This is a genomic window from Streptomyces omiyaensis (assembly GCF_014650895.1).
In the GTDB taxonomy this organism is placed as follows: domain Bacteria; phylum Actinomycetota; class Actinomycetes; order Streptomycetales; family Streptomycetaceae; genus Streptomyces; species Streptomyces omiyaensis.
The window spans coordinates 185,341-206,992 of the sequence record NZ_BMVV01000011.1; the positions used below are offsets into that span (position 1 = coordinate 185,341).

Annotated in this window: 18 protein-coding genes; 13 read left to right on the plus strand and 5 right to left on the minus strand. The window is 72.7% G+C overall.

Annotated features, from left to right (window positions below; genetic code table 11):
- Positions 1 to 28: 28 nt before the first annotated feature.
- Positions 29 to 1,384, minus strand: a complete 1,356-nt coding sequence (locus IE287_RS20365; RefSeq protein ID WP_189850531.1) for an ABC transporter substrate-binding protein — start codon at positions 1,382 to 1,384, stop codon at positions 29 to 31.
- A 653-nt stretch (positions 1,385 to 2,037) separates the two neighbouring features.
- On the opposite strand from IE287_RS20365, the gene IE287_RS20370 reads away from it, so the two are divergent.
- Entirely contained in the window at positions 2,038 to 2,793 is a 756-nt protein-coding gene (locus IE287_RS20370) for an SGNH/GDSL hydrolase family protein (protein WP_308436876.1), read from the plus strand.
- 764 nt (positions 2,794 to 3,557) lie between these two features.
- Positions 3,558 to 4,946 carry an aspartate ammonia-lyase gene (locus tag IE287_RS20375; RefSeq protein ID WP_189850533.1) on the plus strand — a complete coding sequence of 463 codons (1,389 nt, stop codon included), beginning with the start codon at positions 3,558 to 3,560 and terminating at the stop codon, positions 4,944 to 4,946.
- Between the two features lie 106 nt (positions 4,947 to 5,052).
- On the opposite strand, the gene IE287_RS20380 is transcribed toward IE287_RS20375, so the two are convergent.
- A complete protein-coding gene (locus IE287_RS20380) occupies positions 5,053 to 6,486 on the minus strand; it encodes a pre-peptidase C-terminal domain-containing protein (RefSeq protein ID WP_229883612.1) in 1,434 nt (477 codons plus the stop codon).
- 285 nt (positions 6,487 to 6,771) lie between these two features.
- Here IE287_RS20380 and IE287_RS20385 point away from each other — a divergent pair, with 285 nt between their 5' ends.
- The 5 genes from IE287_RS20385 to IE287_RS20405 all read left to right on the plus strand — a co-directional run bounded on the left by IE287_RS20385 (position 6,772) and on the right by IE287_RS20405 (position 12,140).
- On the plus strand, positions 6,772 to 7,737 hold the full coding sequence (locus IE287_RS20385; RefSeq protein ID WP_229883613.1) for an ABC transporter substrate-binding protein: 966 nt from the start codon (positions 6,772 to 6,774) through the stop codon (positions 7,735 to 7,737).
- Positions 7,738 to 7,739: 2 nt separating this feature from the next.
- Positions 7,740 to 8,708, plus strand: coding sequence for an amino acid ABC transporter permease (locus IE287_RS20390; protein ID WP_189850534.1), 969 nt, complete (start codon positions 7,740 to 7,742; stop codon positions 8,706 to 8,708).
- The gene (locus tag IE287_RS20395) at positions 8,705 to 9,469 is read left to right on the plus strand and encodes an amino acid ABC transporter ATP-binding protein (protein WP_308436875.1); all 765 of its coding nucleotides are present in this window, start codon (positions 8,705 to 8,707) and stop codon (positions 9,467 to 9,469) included. Before IE287_RS20390 ends, IE287_RS20395 begins: the two co-directional genes overlap by 4 nt.
- On the plus strand, positions 9,466 to 10,683 hold the full coding sequence (locus tag IE287_RS20400) for a M20 family metallopeptidase (protein ID WP_189850535.1): 1,218 nt from the start codon (positions 9,466 to 9,468) through the stop codon (positions 10,681 to 10,683). Before IE287_RS20395 ends, IE287_RS20400 begins: the two co-directional genes overlap by 4 nt.
- A 173-nt stretch (positions 10,684 to 10,856) precedes the next feature.
- Positions 10,857 to 12,140, plus strand: coding sequence for a cyanophycinase (locus tag IE287_RS20405; RefSeq protein ID WP_189850536.1), 1,284 nt, complete (start codon positions 10,857 to 10,859; stop codon positions 12,138 to 12,140).
- A 78-nt stretch (positions 12,141 to 12,218) separates the two neighbouring features.
- Here IE287_RS20405 and IE287_RS20410 read toward each other — a convergent pair whose 3' ends face one another.
- On the minus strand, positions 12,219 to 13,097 hold the full coding sequence (locus tag IE287_RS20410) for a MurR/RpiR family transcriptional regulator (protein WP_189850537.1): 879 nt from the start codon (positions 13,095 to 13,097) through the stop codon (positions 12,219 to 12,221).
- Positions 13,098 to 13,298: 201 nt separating this feature from the next.
- On the minus strand, positions 13,299 to 14,240 hold the full coding sequence (bla, locus tag IE287_RS20415) for a class A beta-lactamase (protein ID WP_373307868.1): 942 nt from the start codon (positions 14,238 to 14,240) through the stop codon (positions 13,299 to 13,301).
- Between the two features lie 156 nt (positions 14,241 to 14,396).
- On the opposite strand from bla, the gene IE287_RS20420 reads away from it, so the two are divergent.
- From IE287_RS20420 to IE287_RS20445, 6 genes are all read left to right on the plus strand, one after another.
- A complete protein-coding gene (locus tag IE287_RS20420; RefSeq protein WP_189850539.1) occupies positions 14,397 to 15,185 on the plus strand; it encodes an IclR family transcriptional regulator in 789 nt (262 codons plus the stop codon).
- Between the two features lie 341 nt (positions 15,186 to 15,526).
- Positions 15,527 to 16,918: an MBL fold metallo-hydrolase gene (locus IE287_RS20425; RefSeq protein WP_189850540.1), complete on the plus strand. Its 1,392-nt coding sequence runs from the start codon at positions 15,527 to 15,529 to the stop codon at positions 16,916 to 16,918.
- 178 nt (positions 16,919 to 17,096) lie between these two features.
- The gene (locus tag IE287_RS20430; protein ID WP_189850541.1) at positions 17,097 to 17,669 is read left to right on the plus strand and encodes a rhodanese-like domain-containing protein; all 573 of its coding nucleotides are present in this window, start codon (positions 17,097 to 17,099) and stop codon (positions 17,667 to 17,669) included.
- The gene (locus tag IE287_RS20435; RefSeq protein WP_189850542.1) at positions 17,666 to 18,532 is read left to right on the plus strand and encodes a sulfite exporter TauE/SafE family protein; all 867 of its coding nucleotides are present in this window, start codon (positions 17,666 to 17,668) and stop codon (positions 18,530 to 18,532) included. Before IE287_RS20430 ends, IE287_RS20435 begins: the two co-directional genes overlap by 4 nt.
- A 79-nt stretch (positions 18,533 to 18,611) precedes the next feature.
- Positions 18,612 to 18,878, plus strand: a complete 267-nt coding sequence (locus IE287_RS20440) for a metal-sensitive transcriptional regulator (RefSeq protein ID WP_189850543.1) — start codon at positions 18,612 to 18,614, stop codon at positions 18,876 to 18,878.
- A 158-nt stretch (positions 18,879 to 19,036) separates the two neighbouring features.
- Positions 19,037 to 19,627 (plus strand): TetR/AcrR family transcriptional regulator, encoded by a 591-nt coding sequence (locus IE287_RS20445; protein WP_189850544.1) that lies wholly within the window; start codon positions 19,037 to 19,039, stop codon positions 19,625 to 19,627.
- Positions 19,628 to 19,810: 183 nt separating this feature from the next.
- Here IE287_RS20445 and IE287_RS20450 read toward each other — a convergent pair whose 3' ends face one another.
- Positions 19,811 to 21,631, minus strand: coding sequence for a BCCT family transporter (locus IE287_RS20450; protein ID WP_189850545.1), 1,821 nt, complete (start codon positions 21,629 to 21,631; stop codon positions 19,811 to 19,813).
- Between the last annotated feature and the right edge of the window lie 21 nt (positions 21,632 to 21,652).

Sequence of the window (21,652 nt, forward strand, 5' to 3'; positions counted from 1 at the left end):
GGCGGCGGGGAGGGCATGCGGGGTCGGGTCACGGCGTGACGTCGAGCGACTGCTTGCGCAGGGACTCGGCGCTCCGGGTGCCCGTGTCCTCGAGGACGTCGCCGAGGGTGCTCTTGCCGGCGATGGTGTTCGCCGTGCCGTCGCTGAGGAAGCGGTAGGTGTCCGTCATCGTCGGCCCCCAGGTGAAACCGGTGTCGACCTGGGTCGATGCCTGGGCGAAGACGTCGAAGACCTTCTGCTTGCCGTAGAAGTCGACCGGCTGCTGGAGTGCGGGCAGTTCCAGTCCGGCCTTGGCCGCCGGGTAGAGGCCACCCTCACGGTTGAGGATCTCCAGCGCCTCGGGGTCGGTGTTGAGCCACAGGGCGAACTTGGCGGCCTCGGCGGGGTGCTCGGATCCGGCCATGACCGTCGTGGTGGAACCACCCCAGTTGCCCGCCTGGCGGTCGCCCGCCTTCCACTGCGGCATCGGTGCCACCGCCCAGGCTCCAGCGGTGGCCTTGGCGTTGTCGCGGATCGTGCTGTACCCCCAGGCCGCGCTCACCCAGGTGACGACCTCGCCGTCGTTCCACGCCTTGTACAACGCCGGGGAGAAGCCCTGGAGGTCGGTGGCGACGAGCTTGTCGTCGATCAACTTCTGCCAGTAGTCCGCGACCTGGCGGCTCTCGGGCCGGTCGACGGTGACCTTCCAGGAGTCGTCGGAGCGTTCGAACATGGTGGCCTTGTTCTGCCACAACAGGCCGGTGAACCAGTTCGGGTCGGTCTGGGAGAAGTGGGTGATGAACTTGCCCTCCTTCTTGAGCCTGCGGGCCTGGTCCGCGTACTCGTTCCAGGTGGCGGGCGCCCTCATGCCCAGCTCGTCGTATACGTCCTTCCGGTAGAACAGCGCCATGGGGCCCGTGTCCTGGGGCACCGCCCAGACTCCGTCCTCGCCGCCGGCGCCGAACTCCACCTGCGACCACGTCCAGTCGACGAACGCGGCACCCGCCTCCTCGACACCGGGACAGGAGGAGATGTCCGTCAGCCCCTCCTTGAGACGGAAGCTCGCCAGGGAGTCGTATTCGATCTGGCCGAGGTCAGGGGCCTTGCCCGCCTTGAGCGCATGGGACAGGTTCTGGTACGTGCCGGCGTTACCCGATGGAACGGTCTTCAACTCCACCTGTATGTCCGGGTTGTCGCCGTTCCACACGTCGACGGCCTTCTGCATGCCGGGGACCCAGGACCAGTAGTCCAGCGTGACCTTGCCCCCGGAGGGCTTGCACGCCGCCCCCGCCGCGTCGTCGCTCCCGCCTCCCCCGCCGCCGCAAGCGGTCAGGAAGGTGAGGGAGAGGGCCACTCCGCCGAGCATGCAGCGTCTGACCGAAGAAGTGCGATCACGCATCGCCATGAGGTCGCTCCTTGCGCCGAGTTCCGCTCCGACCAAGCGGTCGCCACACACCACAGCACGATTCCGTGAAAGTCAACCAGTTGAGCAAGAGGATTTCGAGAAAGGGCTCCCTCCCTCCTTGCGAATCCGGCTCCCCCGGTCACCTCATACCCCGTGTGAGCTGCTGTTTCCCGAAAGGATCCCAGCAGTCGCCCGTGCCGTGCCCGCTAGGCGCAATCGATTACGCAAGACGTCCCGCAGCCCCCTTCCGTCGCGGTTCCGCCCTCCCGGACGGTCGGCAACCCCTTCTTCCACGGTGACGGCGGGCCGGACGGCCGCCCGGCAGGGCTCCGGTCGAGTCGAACCGCCCCAGCAGGCGCCCGTCCGAACTCCGGGCCTTCCCTCAACAGCCCCCTCAAGGGTCCGAGTTGGCTTCGGAAAGAAAACAAGCGCGAGCCCTCTCCCCGGATGTAATCGATTACGTTACTGTGCGGTCGCTCGGCTCGGCCGCCCCGATCACGGGGCCGGCCTCGTTGACGATGCGCAAGTCCGGGAGCGCGCCCCGGACTTCGTCCACAGCCGGCGTCCCGGGACGGACGGGCCGTCCCGGACCACCACTCCGCCCATGGAGGCACGCAGTGCGCAGATTCCGCAGGTTGTCCGCTTCCCTGACCATGCTGGCCACCGCGGCCGCGCTCCTGGCCGGCGCCGGCACGGCCCAGGCAGCCGGGGAGCGCTACGTCGCGCTGGGCGACTCCTACTCCTCCGGCGTGGGGGCGGGTTCCTATCTCTCCGACAGCGGCAGCTGCAAGCGCAGTTCCCGCTCCTACCCGGCGCTGTGGAGCGCGGCGAACGCCCCCGCCTCCTTCAGCTTCGCGGCCTGCTCGGGAGCCACCAGCACGACCGTCAAGAACAGCCAGCTCGGAAGCCTGACCAGCACGACGACGCTGGTAAGCGTGAGTGCCGGCGGCAACGACATCGGGTTCGCCGACATCATGGGCGTCTGCGTGCTGCAGTCGGACCAGGCGTGCATCAACGCGGTCAACGAAGGTACGGCCAAGGCCCGTAACCAGCTGCCGGGCCAGCTGGACCAGCTGTACTCGAGCATCCGTTCACGCTCGCCGCAGGCTCGCGTCATGGTGCTCGGCTATCCGCGGCTCTACAAGCTCGGCAGCTGCATCGTCGGCATCGGTGACACCAAGCGCAAGGCCCTGGACGACGCCGCCGACACCCTGAACAGCGTCATCAGCCAGAGGGCGGCCGCCGCCGGGTACCGGTTCATCGACGTGCGCGGCGCGTTCAGCGGCCACGAGATCTGCTCGGGCGACGCGTGGATCCACAGCACGCGCATCCCCGTCGACGAGAGCTACCACCCCAACAGCAAGGGCCAGCAGTACGGCTACCTGCCCTCCTTCGACGCGATCGCCTGACCGCGTCGGTCCGACGGCGGGCGGCCTTCCCGTCCGCCGTCGGACCCCGCTCCCGCTGGGCCGCGGGCGCGGATCACGGCTCCTCCGCCCCGTTCCCGGATCCGGAGCGTGAGGGTGGCGAAGGGCGCCGGGTTCCGGGGGGACTCCTTCGCGTCCTGCCGGACCGTCTCCTGCCCGGTGGACCGCCCGTCGCGCCGGACGGGCACGAGAGGGTGCCGGGCGGGGCGTGGACCCGGGCCGCCTACGCCGCCCCGGGGAGGCCGAGACGGCGGCGGCCCGGCACGTGGGACCGGTCTCGGTGGCGGCAGCCTCCCCGGGGGCGAGCGCGAGGTCGAAGCCCTGCCGACCCTGACACGGGCTCCGGGGTCACGAGCATCGGGCCGGCTCCGGTGGTGCGGCTGCGCAGGTCGAGGCGGGAGGGCCGGTCGACGGACCGCAGCAGGGTGACCGCGATCCCCGCCCGGCTCCGGCCGCCGTCCCCTCGCCGGCGAGTGCCCGCACCCCGGGAGGGCCGGGGCGAAGAGGACCGCGCGGCCCGTGCCCCGTCCGACCGCTCCGAGGCCCTGTGCGGGGGCGGCGCCGCAGACGGCTTCGTGGCCGCGTTCGGCGGGGAGGGGTCCGAGATCGGGGCGGCCCGGGCGACCGAGGCGCACCCCGCCCCGTAACGGATGATCCTAAAAGCCTGTTGCGTGCGCCGTCTGTAATGCTCGATACTCGGTGGCGGGCGGCGTGCGAGTCGCCCGTACCGACAGTGAGGGGCGGACATGCGACGCGAAGAGCGCGATCTCATCGGTGTGCGAGAAGTGCCGGGCGACGTGTACTGGGGCATTCACACCCTGCGCGCGCTGGAGAACTTCCCCCTCACGGGCCTACCGCTCTCGTCGCACCCCGAACTCGTCGTCGCGCTCGCCGCGGTGAAGGAGGCGTCCGCTCTGGCCCACCTGGAGCTGGGGACCCTTCCCGAGGAACGGGCCCGGGCCGTCGTGGCCGCGTGCCGCGAAATCCGCGCGGGCCGCCTCCACGACCAGTTCGTCGTGGACGTCTTCCAGGGCGGTGCGGGCACCTCGGCCAACATGAACGCCAACGAGGTCGTCGCCAACCGGGCCCTCGAAATCCTGGGCCACCCTCGCGGCCGCTACGAGCACCTGCACCCCAACGACGACGTGAACCGCTCCCAGAGCACCAACGACGTGTACCCCACGGCGGCCAAGCTGGCGGTGTACGCCTCCACGGGTCGGCTGCTCGACGCGATGACCGTGCTGCGCGATGCCTTCGGCGACCGGGGCGGGCACTTCGCGAAGACGGTGAAGCTCGGACGCACCCAGCTCCAGGACGCCGTGCCGATGACGCTGGGCCGTGAATTCGACGCGTTCGCCCTCACCGTACGGGACGACGCCGACCTCATCGGCCTGGCCGCCACCTCCCTCCTGGAGGTGAACCTGGGGGGCACGGCGATCGGCACGGGGCTCAACGCGGACGAGGGCTTCGCCCGGCTGGCCGTCGCCCACCTCGAAACCGTCGCGTCCGTGCCAGTCCGGCCCGCCCGCGATCTGGTGGAGAGCACGCAGGGCATCGGCGGATTCGTCCGGCTCTCCGGCGCCCTCCGGCAGTTCGCCGTACGGCTGTCCAAGATCTGCAACGACCTCAGGCTGCTCGCCTCGGGCCCTGGGGCGGGCCTCGGCGAGATCCGGCTGCCGGAGCTCCAGGCCGGGTCGAGCATCATGCCGGGCAAGGTGAATCCGGTGATGCCCGAGGCCGTGAACCAGGTCTGCTTCGACGTCATCGGCGCGGACGCCGCGGTCTGTGCGGCGGCCCAGGCGGGGCAGCTCCAACTGAACGCCTTCGAGCCCTTGATGGTCCACCACCTGCTCAACTCGGCGAACCGGCTCGCCGCCGCCTGTCGGCTCCTGGCCGAACGCTGCGTCGCCGGCATCGAGGCCGACGAGGAGCGCCTGCGCGCCCTGGTGGAGCGGAGCGCCGGCCTCGCCACCGCGCTGAACCCGGTCATCGGTTACCAGCGGTCCACGGCCCTGGCCCGGGAGTGCCGCGCGTCCGGGGTTCCCGTCCGGGAGCTGGCGGCCCGCGACGGGCTGCTGACCGAGGGCGAACTCGACGAGCTGCTCGACCCGTGGCGCCTCGCCCGCCCGTGCTAGTACCGGCGAGGTGGCGTCCCGGCCGGGCCCGGCCGGGACGCCACCCGCGGTACGGGATGCCCGTGGGGCCGGTCGCGCGTGCGGGGCCCCGCGAGGGTGGAGAGCGTCAGCTCCTGGTGAGGGTACAGGTGTAGGCGGCCGTGCCGGACCCGCTGTAGGCCTCCACGTCGAGGTAGTAGGTGCCCGTTCCGGTCGCCGTCCTGGTGAAGGACAGGGACTCGTCGGTGCCCGCTCCGTCGTTGACGGAGCGGGTCAGGGTGCTGCCGTTCGCGTCGAGCCAGTACACGTCGGCGTCGTAGGCGGTGGGCACGGCGCAGTTCACCGAGACGGTCTGGCCGGCCGCCACGGAGACCTTGAAGTAGTCGCGGTCGCTCGTCGACTTCATGCCGCCCGTGACCGTGCCGGGCGAGGCGAGCGCGGTGGCGTCGTCAGCCGTGTCACGCGTGTCGTTGGGCTCGCTCTCCGCGACCGTGGACCCGCCGCCGCCCTGCGAGCCGCAGTCGGTCACCGGCGTGCCGTTGTAGAGGTTGGCGTCGGCGACGCCGTTCGTGACGCTCCGCAGGTAGTAGCCGCACGTCGGGCGGTTCCTGAAGTCGAAGGTGGAGCCGGGCGTCAGACGCCAGATCTTGAAGCCCGAGTAGGTGAGCGGCTTCCTGTCGACGGCCTGCTCGGGCTGGTGGTCGGCGAGGACGACGTACGCGTCCTTGCCGTACTGCGTCGCCATGCCGTTGCGGTCCAGGAACAGCGATCCGCCGCCCTCTTCCACGCCGACGCCCCAGGCCGCGCCACCCGGCGCGAGGCCGTCCTTCACGGCGCGCGCCAGGAAGGACATGGTGCGGCCCATGCGGTCGCGGGTCACGAAGTGGGAGTCGTTGATGACGGCTCCGTAGTTCGCCCACTCGAACATGCCGGTGGTGAAGCTGACGTACCGGTCGTACGGGTTGGCGAGCGCCTCCGCGCTGGTGACGCTGCCGTTGCACGCGTCGTAGACGATCGGGCTGTTGATGTGGTGGCCCGCGCTGCCGCCGCCGGACCCTCCGCCCTTGGCCACGACCGACTCGACGGAGGCCTCCAGGGCGGTTCCCTTCCAGGCGGCGTAGCGGCACTGGTCGCCGCCCGCGAAGTAGACGAACTCGGCGTTGCGGACGTCGGTGTTCACCTGGCTGTTGTTGCCGTCGGACGCCGTCGTCAGCGTCCACGTCGTACAGGAGTTGACCCCGGCCAGCCCCGTGATGGTGTCGCACTCCGGAGTCCTGCTGCCCGAGGTCGGCGCCGAACCGGCCACGACGACCACGTCGAGGCTGCCCGTGCCGCCGCGGATCTCGTCGATGGCCCGGGTCATCGAGGCCGTCACGATACCGCCGGCGCCGTTCATCGTGAACGCCGGACCGTTCCATGCGCTGCGGCTGACGTCGGACGCGCTGCCGAGCCGGATCCTGTCGGCCGCCGCATGCGCCGGCTGCTGTGCCATCAGTACGGAGGCCATCGCGGTAAGGACGACGGCGGCCGCCGCGGGTGCCCTGAAGGGACGGTGTGTCATGTGCACTCCTGGAAGGGGGCTGACTCGATGCCGCAGCCGTAGGACTGGGTCTGCGGGATTGGTAGCGGAACTTACAAGCCATGACCAAGTTGGGGAAGATGTAAGTCCGAAAGATTGCCCCGCCCCTCGCAATTGAGCCACGAAAGCCTACCGAAAGCCCCCAAATCACCCCAAGATCGTGGCCGAATCTCTCGTTACATGAACGTAATGAGACGTACATCTAGCCATTCCATGGGTTCCTCTGTAATTTCGCAGCAGTGCCGGGCGGTCAGACTCCGCCGGCAGATGACCACCGAGAGGTTCCAGGCGATGAACGCTCGTATCGCACGCCCCACGGCCGCCGCCGCCGCGGCGGCGACCATGCTCCTGTCCCTGTCCGCCTGCGGGGCTGACGAGCCCGCCGCCCCGTCGGGCAAGGCCGTCGTCGCCGGCGTGGAGATCGTCAAGGACCAGAAGCTGCACGACCTGCTCCCCGAAAAGATCAGGAAGGCCGGTGAGGTGCGCGTCGCGACCGACGTCCCCTACCCGCCGTTCGAGATGTACGTGAAGGAGGGCGAGACCGAGCTGACCGGCCTGGACTACGACCTCGGCCAGGCGCTCGGCGCCAAGCTGGGCGTGACCTTCGCGTTCTCCCCGCAGAAGTTCGACGGCATCGTCCCCGCCATCCAGGCCGGCAAGTTCGACGTGGCGATGTCGGCGATCACCGACAACAAGGAGCGGCAGAAGGTCGTCGACTTCGTCGACTACTCCCGGTCCGGTTCCGGCATCCTCGTCGCCGAGGGCAACCCGGCGGAGGTGACCACCCTGGACGACCTGTGCGGACGGAAGGTCGCCGTCCAGACCGCGACCAACCAGCTCGACCTCCTCAAGGAGCACCAGGCGGCCTGCTCCGCCGCGGGCAAGGGGAAGATCGACATCCAGACCTTCCCCAAGGACTCCGACGCCCAGCTCGCCCTGCGCTCCGGCAAGGTGATCGCCCAGGTCCTCACCAAGCCCGCCGCCGGCTGGGTGGCCAAGACCGCGGACGACGGCAAGGCCTTCGACCTCGCCGAGGACCCCGCCGCGCCGGGCGGCTACAACGCCTCGCCCAACGGCATCGCGGTCAGCAAGGACCTCCCGCAGCTGACGGACGCCATCCAGCAGGCCCTCCAGGCCCTCATCGACGACGGAACCGTCGTCGCGGTCTACGGCAAGTACGGCGTCGCCTCGATCGCCGTCAAGGAAGCGACCAAGAACGCGGCGGTGGACTAGAGATGGCCAGCACCACCAAGGTCCCGCAGAGCCCCACCGCCACGGACCGGCCCCCCGCCCCCCGGGAACTCGAGATCGTCCCCGTCCGCAACTACGCACGGTGGATCGCGGCCGTCGCCTCGGTCCTCGCCCTCGTCGGACTGGTCGGCTCGCTCGCCAAGAACGACAACCTGCACTGGGACGTGGTCGGCGACTACCTCTTCGCCGACCTCATCTTCGACGGTCTCGCGACGACCCTCTGGCTCACCGCCGCCGCCATGCTCCTCGGCCTGGGGCTGGGCACGCTGATCGCCGTCATGCGGCTCTCCTCCAGCCCCGTGCTGTACGGCCTGGCCAACGCCTTCGTCTGGGTCTTCCGCGGCACCCCGCTGCTCGTCCAGATCATCTTCTGGGGCTACGCCGCCGCGCTCTACACGTACGTGAAGATCGGCGTCCCCTTCACCGACATCACGTTCTTCCAGGCCGAGACCAACACCCTGCTGACACCGGCGATCGCCGCCCTGCTCGCCCTCGGCCTGAACGAAGCCGCCTACGCCTCCGAGATCGTCCGCGCCGGCATCCAGTCCGTCGACCCCGGCCAGGCCGAGGCCGCCCACTCGCTCGGCATGCGCCCCGCGCTCACCATGCGCCGCATCGTCCTTCCCCAGGCGATGCGCGTGATCATCCCGCCGATGGGCAACGAGACCATCAACATGCTCAAGATGACCGCGCTCGTCTCGGTCATCTCCGCCCACGACCTGATGTCCAACATCCAGGACGTGTACGCCCAGAACTACCAGGTCATTCCCATGCTGGTCGTGGCCAGCATCTGGTACCTGGCGCTCGTCACCCTCCTCGGCGTGCCCCAGGCCTGGCTGGAGCGGCGCTACGGCCGCGGAACCACCCGCGCCGGACACGTCTCGCCCTTCCGGCGTCTGCTCGGCGGAACCGCGGAGCGGCTCGGCAAGAACAGCAAGGAGCAGAACCGATGAGCACCCCCATGGTGCGCGCCGAAGGCGTACGCAAGCACTTCGGGAGGCTGGAGGTCCTCAAGGGCATCGACCTCACCGTCGGACGCGGCCAGGTCTGCTGCCTCCTCGGCCCCTCCGGCTCGGGCAAGTCCACCTTCCTGCGCTGCATCAACCACCTGGAGAAGGTCGACGGAGGCCGCCTCACCGTCGACGGCGAACCCGTCGGCTACCGGCAGCAGGGCAACAAGCTCCACGAGCTGCGCGAACGCGAGGTCGCCGACCGCCGCCGGGACATCGGCATGGTCTTCCAGCGGTTCAACCTCTTCCCCCACATGACGGCCGTCGAGAACGTCATGGAGGCCCCCGTCAAGGTCGCGGGCGTCTCCCGCGCCGACGCCCGGGAGCACGCCCACTCTCTCCTCGACCAGGTCGGTCTCGGCGACCGCGCCCGCCACTACCCCGCCCAGCTCTCCGGCGGCCAGCAACAACGCGTCGCGATCGCCCGCGCGCTGGCCATGAAGCCCAAGCTGATGCTCTTCGACGAGCCGACGTCCGCCCTCGACCCCGAGCTGGTCGGGGACGTCCTGGACGTCATGCGCCGGCTCGCCGACGACGGCATGACCATGGTCGTCGTCACCCACGAGATCGGCTTCGCCCGCGAGGTCGGCGACACCGCCGTCTTCATGGACGAAGGCGTCGTCGTCGAAGCGGGCGACCCCCGCCAGGTCCTCGTCGACCCGGAGCAGGAACGCACCCGTGCCTTCCTGTCCAAGGTCCTGTGAGCGCCCCCACCCGGCGCCAGGAGAGGCTCGACGACCTCCTGGACCTGGCCCGCGCCCACCGCGCCGACTACCTGCGCGACCTGGAAGAGCTCGTCTCCGTCGACTCCGGTTCCTACAGCCCGGAGGGCGTCGACAAGGTCGCCGACTGGGTCGAACGCCGGCTCGCACGACTCGGCTTCGACGTGGAACGCGTCCGCTTCCCGGCCGCGCCCGACGGGCAGCGGACCGGCGACGCGCTCATCGGCCGCAGGCGCGGCGGCCTGCCCGAGGCGCGGGGAGGCCGCAGGATCCTCCTCGCCGGCCACATGGACACCGTCTTCGAGAACGGCACCGCGGCCGCCCGCCCCTTCCGGATCGAGGGCTCCACGGCGTACGGCCCCGGCGTCAGCGACGACAAGGGCGGCCTGCTCGCCGGACTCACGGCCCTGGAGATCCTGGGCGAGTGCGGCGTCGACGCGTACGACGAGCTGGTGCTGCTCGCCACCCCCGACGAGGAGATCGGCTCGCCCGCCAGCCGGCCGCTGATCGAGGCGACGGCCGCCGGCGTGCACTTCGGGCTCGGCCTGGAATGCGCCCGGGAGAACGGTGACCTCGTCATCGCCCGCAAGGGCGTCGCCGACTTCCGCCTCACCGTGACCGGCCGGGCGGCGCACGCCGGCATCGAACCCGAGCGCGGAGCCAACGCGGCCCTCGCCGCCGCCCACCTCACCGTCGCCCTCCAGGCCCTCAACGGCCACTGGCACGACGTGACCGTCAACGTCGGCGTCGTACGGGCCGGCACCCGCGCCAACATCGTCTGCCCCCAGGCGGAACTCCGCATCGAGGTCCGCGCCGCCACGACGGCCGACATCCAGCGCGTCACCCGGGCCATCCGCGAAGCCGCCGACCAGCCCGGGGTCCCCGGCGTCACGGTCGAGGTGGAACAGCTCGACCTGTGCCCGCCGATGGAGGACACCTCCGCCTCCCGGCGGATGTTCGACCACGCGCGCCGCGCGGCCCGCGCCGCCGGCATCGAGCTCGGCGCCGCCGCCACCGGTGGCGTGGGGGACGCCAACCTCATCGCCGGCACGGGCATCCCCGTCCTCGACGGCCTGGGCCCGGTCGGCGGCGCCGACCACACGCCCCAGGAGTGGCTCGACGTCACCAGCGTCCCGCAGCGTATCGCCCTCCTCGCCGACCTGATCGCCTCCCTGGGCACGGCCGGCACCACCTGAACGACGCCGGTGCCACCTCGGCGCCGACCCCGACGCGCGGCGGAGGGAAGCCCCGCTCCCCTCCGCCGCGGACACGGCGCCGACGCCGCCGGAGGCGCCCGCCCCGGGCCCCGGCCACGCGCTCCCGCCCCTCGCACCGCCCCGCGACCCATCCGACCCTCAACGGAGGCACCATGCGCGCTCCTTCCGCACGCCGCACCGTCCTTGCCGGCGCCCTTGCCGTCTCCCTCCTCTCGGTCTCCTCCTCCGCTCTCGCCGACGCCCCGGGAGACCGGCCCCAGGCGGGGTCCCTCGTCCTGATCGGAGGAGCCCTCAAGGAGAGCAACACCCAGGTCTACGGCGAGATCATCAAGCGGGCCGGCGGCTCCGGCGCCCGTATCGGGATCATCACGGCCGCCTCCGTCCCCGAGAGCCAGGACCCCCACGCCGGCGACCCCGACCTCTGCAGCAACTCCGCCTGCAACGGCGCCTACTACGCCGGCCTCTTCGAGCGCCACGGGGCCGCGGACGCCCAGTGGATCCCCCTGGACATCGACCACGTGGCCAACGCCGACTCGGACGCCGTCGTCGCCCAGGTCGAGTCCATGACCGGCTTCTTCTTCGGCGGCGGCGACCAGTACCGCTACGTCACCACCCTGCTGCGCGGAGAGGCGCACCGGGACTCCAAGGTCCTGGCCGCGATCCGCGCCAAGCTCGCCCGGGGCGCCGTCGTCGCCGGGTCCTCCGCGGGCGCCCAGATCGTCTCCGGCCCCGACATGGTCAGCGGCGGAGAGTCCTACGAGGGGCTCCGGGACGGCAGCGCTCCCGGCTACTTCGACGACCCGACCCGCCTCGGGTACATCCCCGAGGGCGGCTTCGGCTTCCTCCGCTCGGGACTCGTCGACACCCACACGGGCGCCTACGGACGCGAGGGCCGGGCGCTGCGCCTCGCCTCCGACACCGGCCACGACCGCGTCTACGGCCTGGAGGAGAACACCGCCCTCGTCGTCGACCGGCCCGGCAGCGCCCGCGAGCACCTCAGCGTCCTCGGTCCGAACGGCGTCGCCGTCCTGGACCTGCGCGACGCCCGCGCCCACGACTCCGAGGACGGCTGGTCCCTGCGCCGGGCCCGATACAGCTACCTCACGGACGGGGACCAGTACGACGCGCGCACCTGGACGCCGCGCGTCCACCCGTCCAAGCAGCCCCTGAACCCCGTCGGAACGGTGCCCGTGCCCGCCGAAACCGACGTCTTCTCCTCCGCGGCCAACCCCGACGGCGTCCCGTACGGCTTCCGTACCACCGCGCGGGCGCTCGCCTCGACGCGCGCGCAGAACGGCGCGACCGCGACCACGTTCGAGAGCGGGCCGCGGTTCACGGTGACGTTCACCAAGGCGCGCGGCTTCGCCGCCTTCACCAGCGACGGCACGGACGCCCGCTCGCTCCTCTCCCTGCGCATCGACATCGCGCCGCGCTGACCGGCACGACACGGAGCCGGCCCCGGACGGGGGCCGGCTCCTTTCACGTCGTCGAGCGGACCGCGACGCGCGGTCCGGCTACAGCAGGCCGGTGCGCCGGGCGACCCGCTCCGCTTCCTTCATGCGCTCGTGACCGCTGCCGCCGATTCGGTCGAGAACGGCGGCGACGAGGGCCTCGACGACCGCCAGGGCCGGCACCAGGCTGTCATAGGGGGAGTCCGAGGAGACCTGGGTGATGAGCACGACGTCCGCGTGGGCGGCGGCGGGGGAGAGCCACGGGTCGGTGAACACGATGACCTTGCCGCCCCGCTCCCTGGCCAGTTCGGCGATCAGCGTCTTGTCGGTCTCGTAACGCCGGTAGTCGAACAGGACGGTGACGTCCCGTCGGGTGAGCTGCGTGAGGAAGGAGGTCCGCTCCACGTCCTTGTGCGGCAGGAAGCCCACCTGGTCGCGGAACTGCATCAGGTGAAGGCCCAGGTACTCGGCCATCAGGTGCGTGAAGCGTCCGCCGGCCACGTGCACGCGACGGCGCGGGTCGGAGAGGAGGCGGACGGCCTCCTCGAACTCGTGGGCGGACACCTCGTCGAAGGTCTGGGCGACGGCCTGCCGCACGAGTGAGGAGCGCTCGCCGAGCTGGGTGGCGGCGGCGCCCTGTGGAGCCTCCGTCCGCTCGTGCCTCGACGTCTCCGCGGCCGTGTAGAGCGTGATCGGCGAGGCGTTGCGGGCATCGAGTTCCGAGCGGAGAGCGGCCTGGAGGTCGGGAAAGCCCCGGTAGCCCAGCCGGGAGGCGCACCGCAGCACCGTGGGCGCCGACACGCCGGCCCGCTCCGCGATCGTGGCGACCGTCTCGAACACCGCGGCCGGATACCCCGCCAGCAGCACCCGCGCGACCTTGCGCTCCGCGGGACTCAGCTCTCCGAGCCGATTGCGGATCTCGTCGGCCAGCGTGGGGCTCATGGCGTTCCCTTCTGCGGCGTGGGACCACCGAGGGGGACGGCAGCCGTCGAGGCCGCGTCCTCCGGCTTGCCACGTTTCAAATCAGTGAGTTTCAGAGATCAAATGTACCGTCCATTACGGAATCTGCCCAGCCCCGGAGCCGACGCGACGGCGCCCCGCACGGAACCCCCGTGCGCGACGCCGTCGCCCCTGACGAGCTCGTCAGACCAGTTCCTCCGCGACGATCGCCGCGGCGGCGGCCACCAGTTCGTTCGAACCCGCGGCCTTCGGGTCCGGCCGGGTGGTCAGGACGGCGAGGAGGACCGGGCCGCCGCCCGGCGGCCAGGCGACGGCGACGTCGTTGTTGGTGCCGTAGTCGCCTCCGCCCGTCTTGTCGGCGACCGTCCAGTCCGCCGGGAGGCCCTTGCGGAACCTCTCGTCGCTGGTGGTGTTGCGGAGCAGCCAGTCGGTGAGGAGGGCGCGGTCGGCGGGCTCCAGGACCCGGCCGAGGACGAGCCGGCCGTAGGTGCGGGCGATGGCGCGCGGGGTGGTGGTGTCGGTGACCCGCCAGGGCTCGGCGGAGTTCAGCGCGGGCTCCCAGCGGTCGAGCCGGGTGACCGGGTCGCCGGTCGAGCGGGCGAAGCGGGTGACGGCGGTGGGGCCGCCCAGCTCGCGCAGGAGCAGGTTGGCCGCGGTGTTGTCGCTGAAGCGGATGGTGGCGTCGCAGAGCTCCGCGACCGTCATCCCCCGGGCGATGTTCTCCGCCTCCCCGGTCCGCGGGGACCAGCCGGAGCGCTCGACGCAGTCGGCGGTGTAGTGGATCCGGCGGGCGAGGAAGCTTCCGTCGTGGTCGAGGTCGCGCAGGACGGCCGCGGCGGCGAGGGTCTTGAAGACCGAGCACATCGGGAAGCGTTCCCGGTCCCGGTGGGCGATCGTGCGGCCGGTGCGCACGTCGTGGGCGTGGACGCCGAGGCGGGCGCCGTACCGCTCCTCCAGGGCGCCCAGGCGGGCGGCCACCCGCCGCCGGGCCGCGGCGGAGGCGGGGACGGGGGATAAGGCCTGGGCCGGGGCGGCGCCGGCGAGGCCGAGGGCGGCGGTGAGCGCCGTGCCGGCGCCGAGGGCGAGGGCGGTCCGGCGGGAGGCGCCGGGGGTCTGGGTGTGCACGAGCATCCCTTCGAAGGCGATCGTTCCTCGGAGGACCACGCGGGGGCGGCGGGAGCGGTTCCGACACCCCGGCCCCCTGACGGTACGTGATTCGGGGTTCACTGTCCGATCATGGAACCCGGAGCACAGTGCTCCGCGCGTTGTGAAAGGACACGCATGCCCTATCGCGAGGGGGGAAGCGGCACGGCCCCGACCCTGATCCAGTCGGTGCGCCGGGCCGTGCGGTTGCTGGACGAGCTGGAGCGGAGGGGCGGGGCGGGCAGCGCCAAGCAGCTGGCCCGCGAGGCCCTGCTGCCGCTGCCGACGGCGTACCACCTGCTGCGGACCCTGGTCCACGAGGGCCTGGTCCGCAACGACAGCGGCGTCTACGCGCTCGTCTCGCCGCTGCGCCGGGAGGCGGGCACCGCCGCCCACAGCCCGGCGCTCGGGATCCAGGCCTGGGTGGACTCCCTGAGCCGGGACCTGGACGCGGCCGTCTACTTCGTCCAGTACCGGGACGGCGAGGTGGAGATCGGTGCCGTGTCGGACAACCCGGCCAGGCCGCCCGTGCAGGAGTGGGCCGACTTCCGGGCGACCGCGCACGCCCATGCCGCGGGCCAGAGCCTGCTGCTCCAGCTGGAGCCGGAGCAGCGGAGCGAGCACCTGGGCCGCCACCCGGTGACGGAGCTCACCCCGCACACGGTCGGGGCGCGGTGCGCCTTCGAGCGGCGGCTCGCCGCGCTGCCGCGCCGGCTGCCGGTCCTGGAGCACCAGGAGTACGCGCTCGGGACGGCCTGCGCGGCGGTGCCGATCACGGTCGGCGCGGAGACCGCGGCGGTGGCGCTGTCGATCCCCGCCGCCCAGGGGGCGCGCCTGCGGGGGCTGGCGGACCGGCTCCAGGAGCGGGCGGAGCAGGTGCTGATCTCCCAGACCTTCGCGGTGGCCGCGCACGGTCACGAGCCTTGACCGAGGCGTCCGCGGGGCCCGGCGTCCGGCGTCCGGCGTGGGCGGACGGGAACGACGGCCGCCCGACGGGGGGCGGGGCGGAGGACGGGGGCGGAGGACGGGAGGCCGGGACCGGAAAGAGAAGGGGACAGGGGCATCGCCGAAGGGTCGGCGGTGCCCCTTCTTCATGCCCGCCGCAGCTCAGAATACCCCCACTCGTATGAGGGAGAGGCAGTGCGGGCCGGTGCACCCCTGTGACGATCGATACCCAGGGGGGTATTTGACGCATCGCGGCGGAGCCCCGTACGGTCGAGCTTGTTCATACCCGGGGGGGTATCCAGACGCTTGCGGGAGGTTCCGCCGTGTTCTTCGCCCAGTACTACCTCGACTGCCTTTCCCACGCCTCGTACCTGATCGCCGACGAGACGACCGGCCGCGCCGTGGTCGTCGACCCGCGCCGGGACGTCTCCGAGTACCTCGCGGACGCCGAGGCGCACGGGTTCACGGTCGTCGGCGTGATCAACACCCACTTCCACGCCGACTTCGTCGCCGGTCACCTGGAGCTGGCCGCCGGCACCGGCGCCTGGATCGGCTACGGCCGCCGCGCCGAGACGGAGTACCCGATCCGGGCGCTCGCCGAGGGCGAGCGGATCGCGCTCGGCGACGTCACCCTGGAGATCATGGAGACCCCGGGCCACACCCCGGAGTCGATCAGCGTCCTGGTGTACGAGCGCGCCGGGGACGAGGTGCCGTACGGAGTCCTCACCGGGGACGCCCTGTTCATCGGCGACGTCGGGCGCCCCGACCTGCTCGCCTCCGTCGGCGTCACCGTCGAGGAACTGGGCGCCCTGCTCCACGACAGCGTCCAGAACAAGCTGATGGGCCTCGACGACCGGGTCCGCGTCTTCCCCGCGCACGGCGCCGGCTCCTCCTGCGGCAAGAACCTCTCGACGGAGCGGTCCTCCACGATCGGGGAGCAGCGGGCGACCAACTACGCCTGCGCGCCGATGGACCGCGCGGACTTCGTCGCGCTGGTCACCGCCGGACAGCCGGCCGCCCCCGGCTACTTCGCCCACGACGCCGCGCTCAACCGCAAGGAACGCGGACTGTACGACTCCGCCACCGCCGCCCGGCCGCTCGCCCTCGCCGAGTTCACCGCGCTGCGGGACGCCGGGGCCGTCGTGGTCGACGCCCGCGATCCGCAGGAGTTCGCGGCCGGACACCTGCGCGGCGCGGTCAACGTGCCGGCCGACGGGCGCTTCGCCGAGCAGGCCGGCACCGTCCTCGACCCCGGCGACCGGCTCGTGGTCATCGCCCCGGAGGGACGCGAGGAGGAGGTCCTCACCCGCCTCGCCCGCGTCGGCCTCGACCGCGCCGAGGGGCACCTGGCGGAGCCCGGGGCGGCCCTGGAGGCGCTGGCCGGCGAGGTCGCCCCGGCGAGCCGCGTCACCGCCGCCCGGCTGCGGGACGCCCTCGCGGGCGACCGCCCGCCGCTCGTCGTCGACGTGCGCACCTGCGGGGAGCGCGCGGCCGACGGCCTCATCGACGCCGCCGTCCACATCCCGCTCGCCGAACTCCCCCACCGCGCCGCGGAACTCCCCGCGGACCGGCCCCTCGTGGTGCACTGCGCGGGCGGCCACCGCTCCTCCATCGCCGCCAGCCTGCTGCGCCGGCGCGGCTTCCAGGACGTCTCCGACATCCTCGGCGGCTACGCGGCCTGGGCCCTGACGGCACCGGAGCCGGCCACCGCCTGACCGCCCGCCGGCCCTCGCGCGCACTCCGCGCCGCGCGCACCTGCGGCACGCGGCGCGTGGCACACGGACGCCGCGCCCTCCGCGCCCCCACGCCGCGCGCGCTCGCCCCGCACCGCCGCGCGCCTTGCACCCCGCACCCCGCACCCACCCCCGACGCCCTTCACGAACGGATCCCTCCATGAGCACCGCCCCCGTCCTCGCCCCCGCCGCCCTGCACCTCCTCGTCCAGGAGGGCCGCGCCCCGCGCCTCCTCGACGTCCGCACGCCCGGCGAGTTCCGCACCGCGCACATCCCGGGGTCGTACAACGTCCCGCTGAACACCCTGCGCGAGCACCGCGCCGAGCTCCGCGCCCACCTGGACGAGGAGGTCGTGCTGGTGTGCCGCTCGGGGCAGCGGGCCAAGGAGGCCGAGCGGGCGCTGGCCGGCGCGGGGCTGCCGAACCTGCGGGTCCTGGACGGCGGCATCACCGGCTGGGAGTCGGCCGGCGCCCCCGTCGAGCGCGGCCCCGAGCGCTGGGACATGGAGCGCCAGGTCCGCCTGGTCGCCGGCTCGGTCGTCCTGGTCACCGGCCTCGTCGGCATCGCCGTGCCGGGCGCGCACCTCATCGGCACCGCGATCGGCGCCGGCCTGACCTACGCCGCGCTCAGCAACTCCTGCGCCCTGGGCGTCATGCTCTCGAAGCTCCCCTACAACCGGGGCCCCCGCACCGACGTCCGGACCGTGATCGCCGAGCTCCGGAGCACCCGGTGACCGTCCTGATCGTGGCGGCCTCGCTGCTCGTCGGGGTCACCCTCGGCGTCCTGGGCGGCGGCGGGTCGATCCTCACCGTGCCGATCCTGGTCTACCTCGCCGGGCTGGACGCCGAAGAGGCCATCGCCACCTCCCTGTTCGTCGTCGGGGTCACCGGTCTCGCCGCGCTCGTCCCGCACGCCCGGGCCCGCCGGGTGCGATGGCGGACGGGACTCCTCTTCGGTTCCTTCGGCACGGCGGGCGCGTACGCCGGGGGCCGGGCCGCCGCGCACCTCCCGGGCACGGCCCTCCTCATCGCCTTCGCCCTGATGATGCTCGCCACGGCCTACGCCATGCTCCGCAGGCCGCGGCGGCGCCAGGAGCCCCGGCACCGGGACGGCGACCTGCCGGTGGGGCACGCCGCCGTCGAGGGGGTCGCCGTGGGCGCCGTGACGGGGCTGGTGGGTGCGGGCGGCGGGTTCCTCGTCGTGCCCGCCCTGGCGCTCCTCGGCGGGCTCCCGATGGGGGCCGCCGTCGGCACCTCGCTCCTCGTCGTCACCATGAACTCCTTCGCCGGACTCGCCGGACACCTCTCGGGCCTCACCCTCGACCGGGGCCTCGCCCTCACCGTCGCCGGCGCCGCCGTCGCCGGCAGCCTGGCCGGGGGCCGCCTCGCCGGCCGCGTCCCGCAGGCCGCCCTGCGCAGGGCCTTCGGCTGGTTCGTCGTCGTCATGGGCGTCTTCGTCCTGACCCGGCAGCTCGACCCGGCCCTCTGGACCCATCCCGCCACCTGGGCGGTGCTGGGCGCGGCGGGACCGGCGGCGGTCGGCGTGCGCGCCGTGCGGCGGGCACGGAGCCGTACCGCCGTCCCGGCCCGGGAATGACATGGATGGTCCGATACGGGGCGTTTTAATACCCTAGGGGGTATGCTGATCCAAGGGCGGGGGACGAAGGAGGAATGCCGTGCAGGTCGACGAGGACGCCAGGACGCCGGTGCTGAACCGCCTGCGGCGCGCCCAGGGGCAGCTGGCCGGAGTGATCGCGATGGTCGAGGCGGGCCGCGACTGCAAGGACGTGGTGACCCAACTGGCCGCCGTCTCCCGGGCCCTGGACCGGGCCGGGTTCAAGATCGTGGCGAGCGGGATGCGGCAGTGCCTGGCGGAGGGCGCGGAGGACTCCGCGCCCATGACGGAGGCGGAGCTGGAGAAGCTCTTCCTGGCCCTGGCCTGATCCCCGCCGGTTCTCCGTGCCGGCTCCCCGCACGGGGGCTCGCGGAACCCCGCTCCGGTCTCCGGGCGGGGTCCCGCGGCGTCCGCGCCTCCTATGCTGACCTGGTACGGAAGAGACGGGCCAGGGATGGCACGCGACCGAAGGGGGCACCCCGCTCGATGAGCCGGAAGCAGCAGCGCGGGGAAGCCACCGTCGAACGCGTCCTCGACACCGCGCTCGACCTCTACGCGCGCGAGGGCGAGGCCGGACTCACCGTCTCCGCCCTGACCCGCGCGAGCGGTGTCAGCACCGGCAGCGTCTACCACCACTTCGGCAACCTCCACGGCGTGATCGCCGCGCTCGCGATGCGCTGGCTCGGCCGGCTCCTCGGCGAACTGGCCACCGCGCTCACGGCCCACCAGGACGCCCGCTCCGGCATCGAGGCCGTCGTCCGGGCGTACCTGGAGTTCGTCCGCACCCAGCCGGCCGCCGCCCGGCTGCTGCACTCCCCCTTCGCGGACCAGGAGGGCACGGCCCGCGCCTCCGAGATCCGCGACAACCAGGAGGCGCGGCTCACCCCGATCGAGCACTGGCTCGACGGCCACCGCCGCTCCGGCGAACTCGCCGACCTCCCCACCCCGGTCATCGAGACCCTCGTCCTGGGGCCGGTCATCGGCATGGCCCGCCGCTGGCTCACCCTCGGGGACGTCGACCTCGAAGAGGCCGCCCGGATCCTCCCCGACCGCATCTGGCGCTCGGTCGGCCCCTGACGGACCGGCGGCCGGGCGGCGCGGCGGGCCGCCACGCCGCCGGGCCGGGAAGCCCCGCGGACCCGCCGGGCCCGGAAGGTCCGCGGACGGACGGCACCGGAAGGCCCGGCAGGGCGGCGGGGCCCGAAGGGACGGCAGGGTCGCGGGCCCCGAAGGGACGGCAGGGTTGCGGGGCCCGAAGGATCAGCGGGCGCCCGGGGTCCCCATGGGGGCCGGCGGGCCGTCCGGGGCCGCCGGGTCGCCCGGCGCGGTGCCGTCGGCGGTGCCCGGGCCGATCCGGAGCTCGAAGTCGCCGTCGTACTTCTCGTGTCCGGCGATCACCGCGACCCCCACGACCTCCTCGCCGACCTGTCCGCGCACGATCAGCGGGTCCTCGCGCAGGTCCCGCATGAGCGCCACGCACATGCCGATCATCACGAGGACGAACGGGGCGGCGACCAGGATCGTCAGGTTCTGCAGGCCCGCCAGCGCGTCACCCTGGCCGTCGCCGATGAGCAGCATGATCGCGGCGACCGCGCCGGTGACCACGCCCCAGAAGACCACCACCGGGCGGGTCGGTTCCATCGCCCCGCGCTGCGACAGGGTGCCCATGACGATGGAGGCGGCGTCCGCGCCCGAGACGAAGAAGATGCCGACGAGGACCATCACCAGGAGGCTCATCACCCCCGTCATCGGGAACTCCTGGAGCAGCCCGAAGAGCTGGCCCTCGGGGGTGGTCTCGCCCGCCAGCTCCCCCCGCTCGCTCAGCCGCATCGCCGTGCCGCCGAAGATCGCGAACCACACCAGGCTGACCGCGCTCGGCACCAGGATGACGCCGCCGATGAACTGGCGGATCGTCCGACCCCGGCTGATCCGGGCGATGAACATGCCGACGAAGGGCGTCCAGGAGATCCACCACGCCCAGTAGAAGACCGTCCAGCTGCCCAGCCAGTCGTGGATGTCCTCGCCGCTGGTCGCCTCCGTCCGGCCCGCCAGCTGGGGCAGGTCCCCGATGTAGGCGGCGAGGGAGGTCGGCAGCAGGTCGAGCACGATGATGGTGGGGCCCGCGACGAAGACGAAGAGGGCGAGGAGCAGCGCCAGCACCATGTTGATGTTGGAGAGCCACTGGATGCCCTTCTCCACGCCGGAGACGGCGGAGAGCACGAAGGCCAGGGTCAGCATGGCGATGATGCCGACGAGCAGCCCCGTGCCGGCCGTCTCCATCCATCCCAGCTCCTCCACTCCGCTGCCGATCTGGAGCGCGCCGAGGCCGAGCGAGGCGGCCGAGCCGAAGAGGGTCGCGAAGATGGCGAGGATGTCGATGACCCGGCCGGGCCCGCCGAGCGCCCTGCGCTCGCCCATCAGGGGGACGAAGACGGCGCTGATGGTCTGCCGGCGCCGGCGGCGGAAGGTCGAGTACGCGATGGCCAGGCCGACCACGGCGTAGATCGCCCACGGGTGGAGCGTCCAGTGGAAGAGCGTGGTGGCCATCGCCGTCTGCATCCGCTCGGCCGAGTCGGCCGGGGAGGTGCCGGGCGGCGGGGTGCCGTAGTGGGCGAGCGGCTCGCTCACCCCGTAGAACATCAGGCCGATGCCCATGCCGGCGCTGAACATCATGGCGATCCACGAGACCGTGCGGAACTCCGGCCCCTCGCCCTCCTGGCCCAGGGTGATCCGGCCGTACCGGCTGATCGCCAGCCACAGCGCGAAGACGACGAAGCCGGAGGCCGCCAGCATGAACGCCCAGCCGCCGTCCCGGATCAGGCCGTCGAGCAGACTGCTGGAGACCGACTCCAGGCCGTCCGTCGCCGTCGCGCCCCACACGACGAAGGCGAGCGTGAGGACGGCGGTGACGCCGAAGACGACCGGGTCGGTACGGGCGGGGTGGCGGCCCGCGTGGTCGGGCAGGTCCGCCGTCACCGGCAGGGCGCCCCGCCCGGCGCCGTCCTTGCCGCCTCCCGCGCCGCCCGCACCCCCTCCGCCGCCGCCCCCTCCGCCGTCCGGTTCCTGTCCGACCTTCGCCATGCGCACCCCTCTCCCCACTTA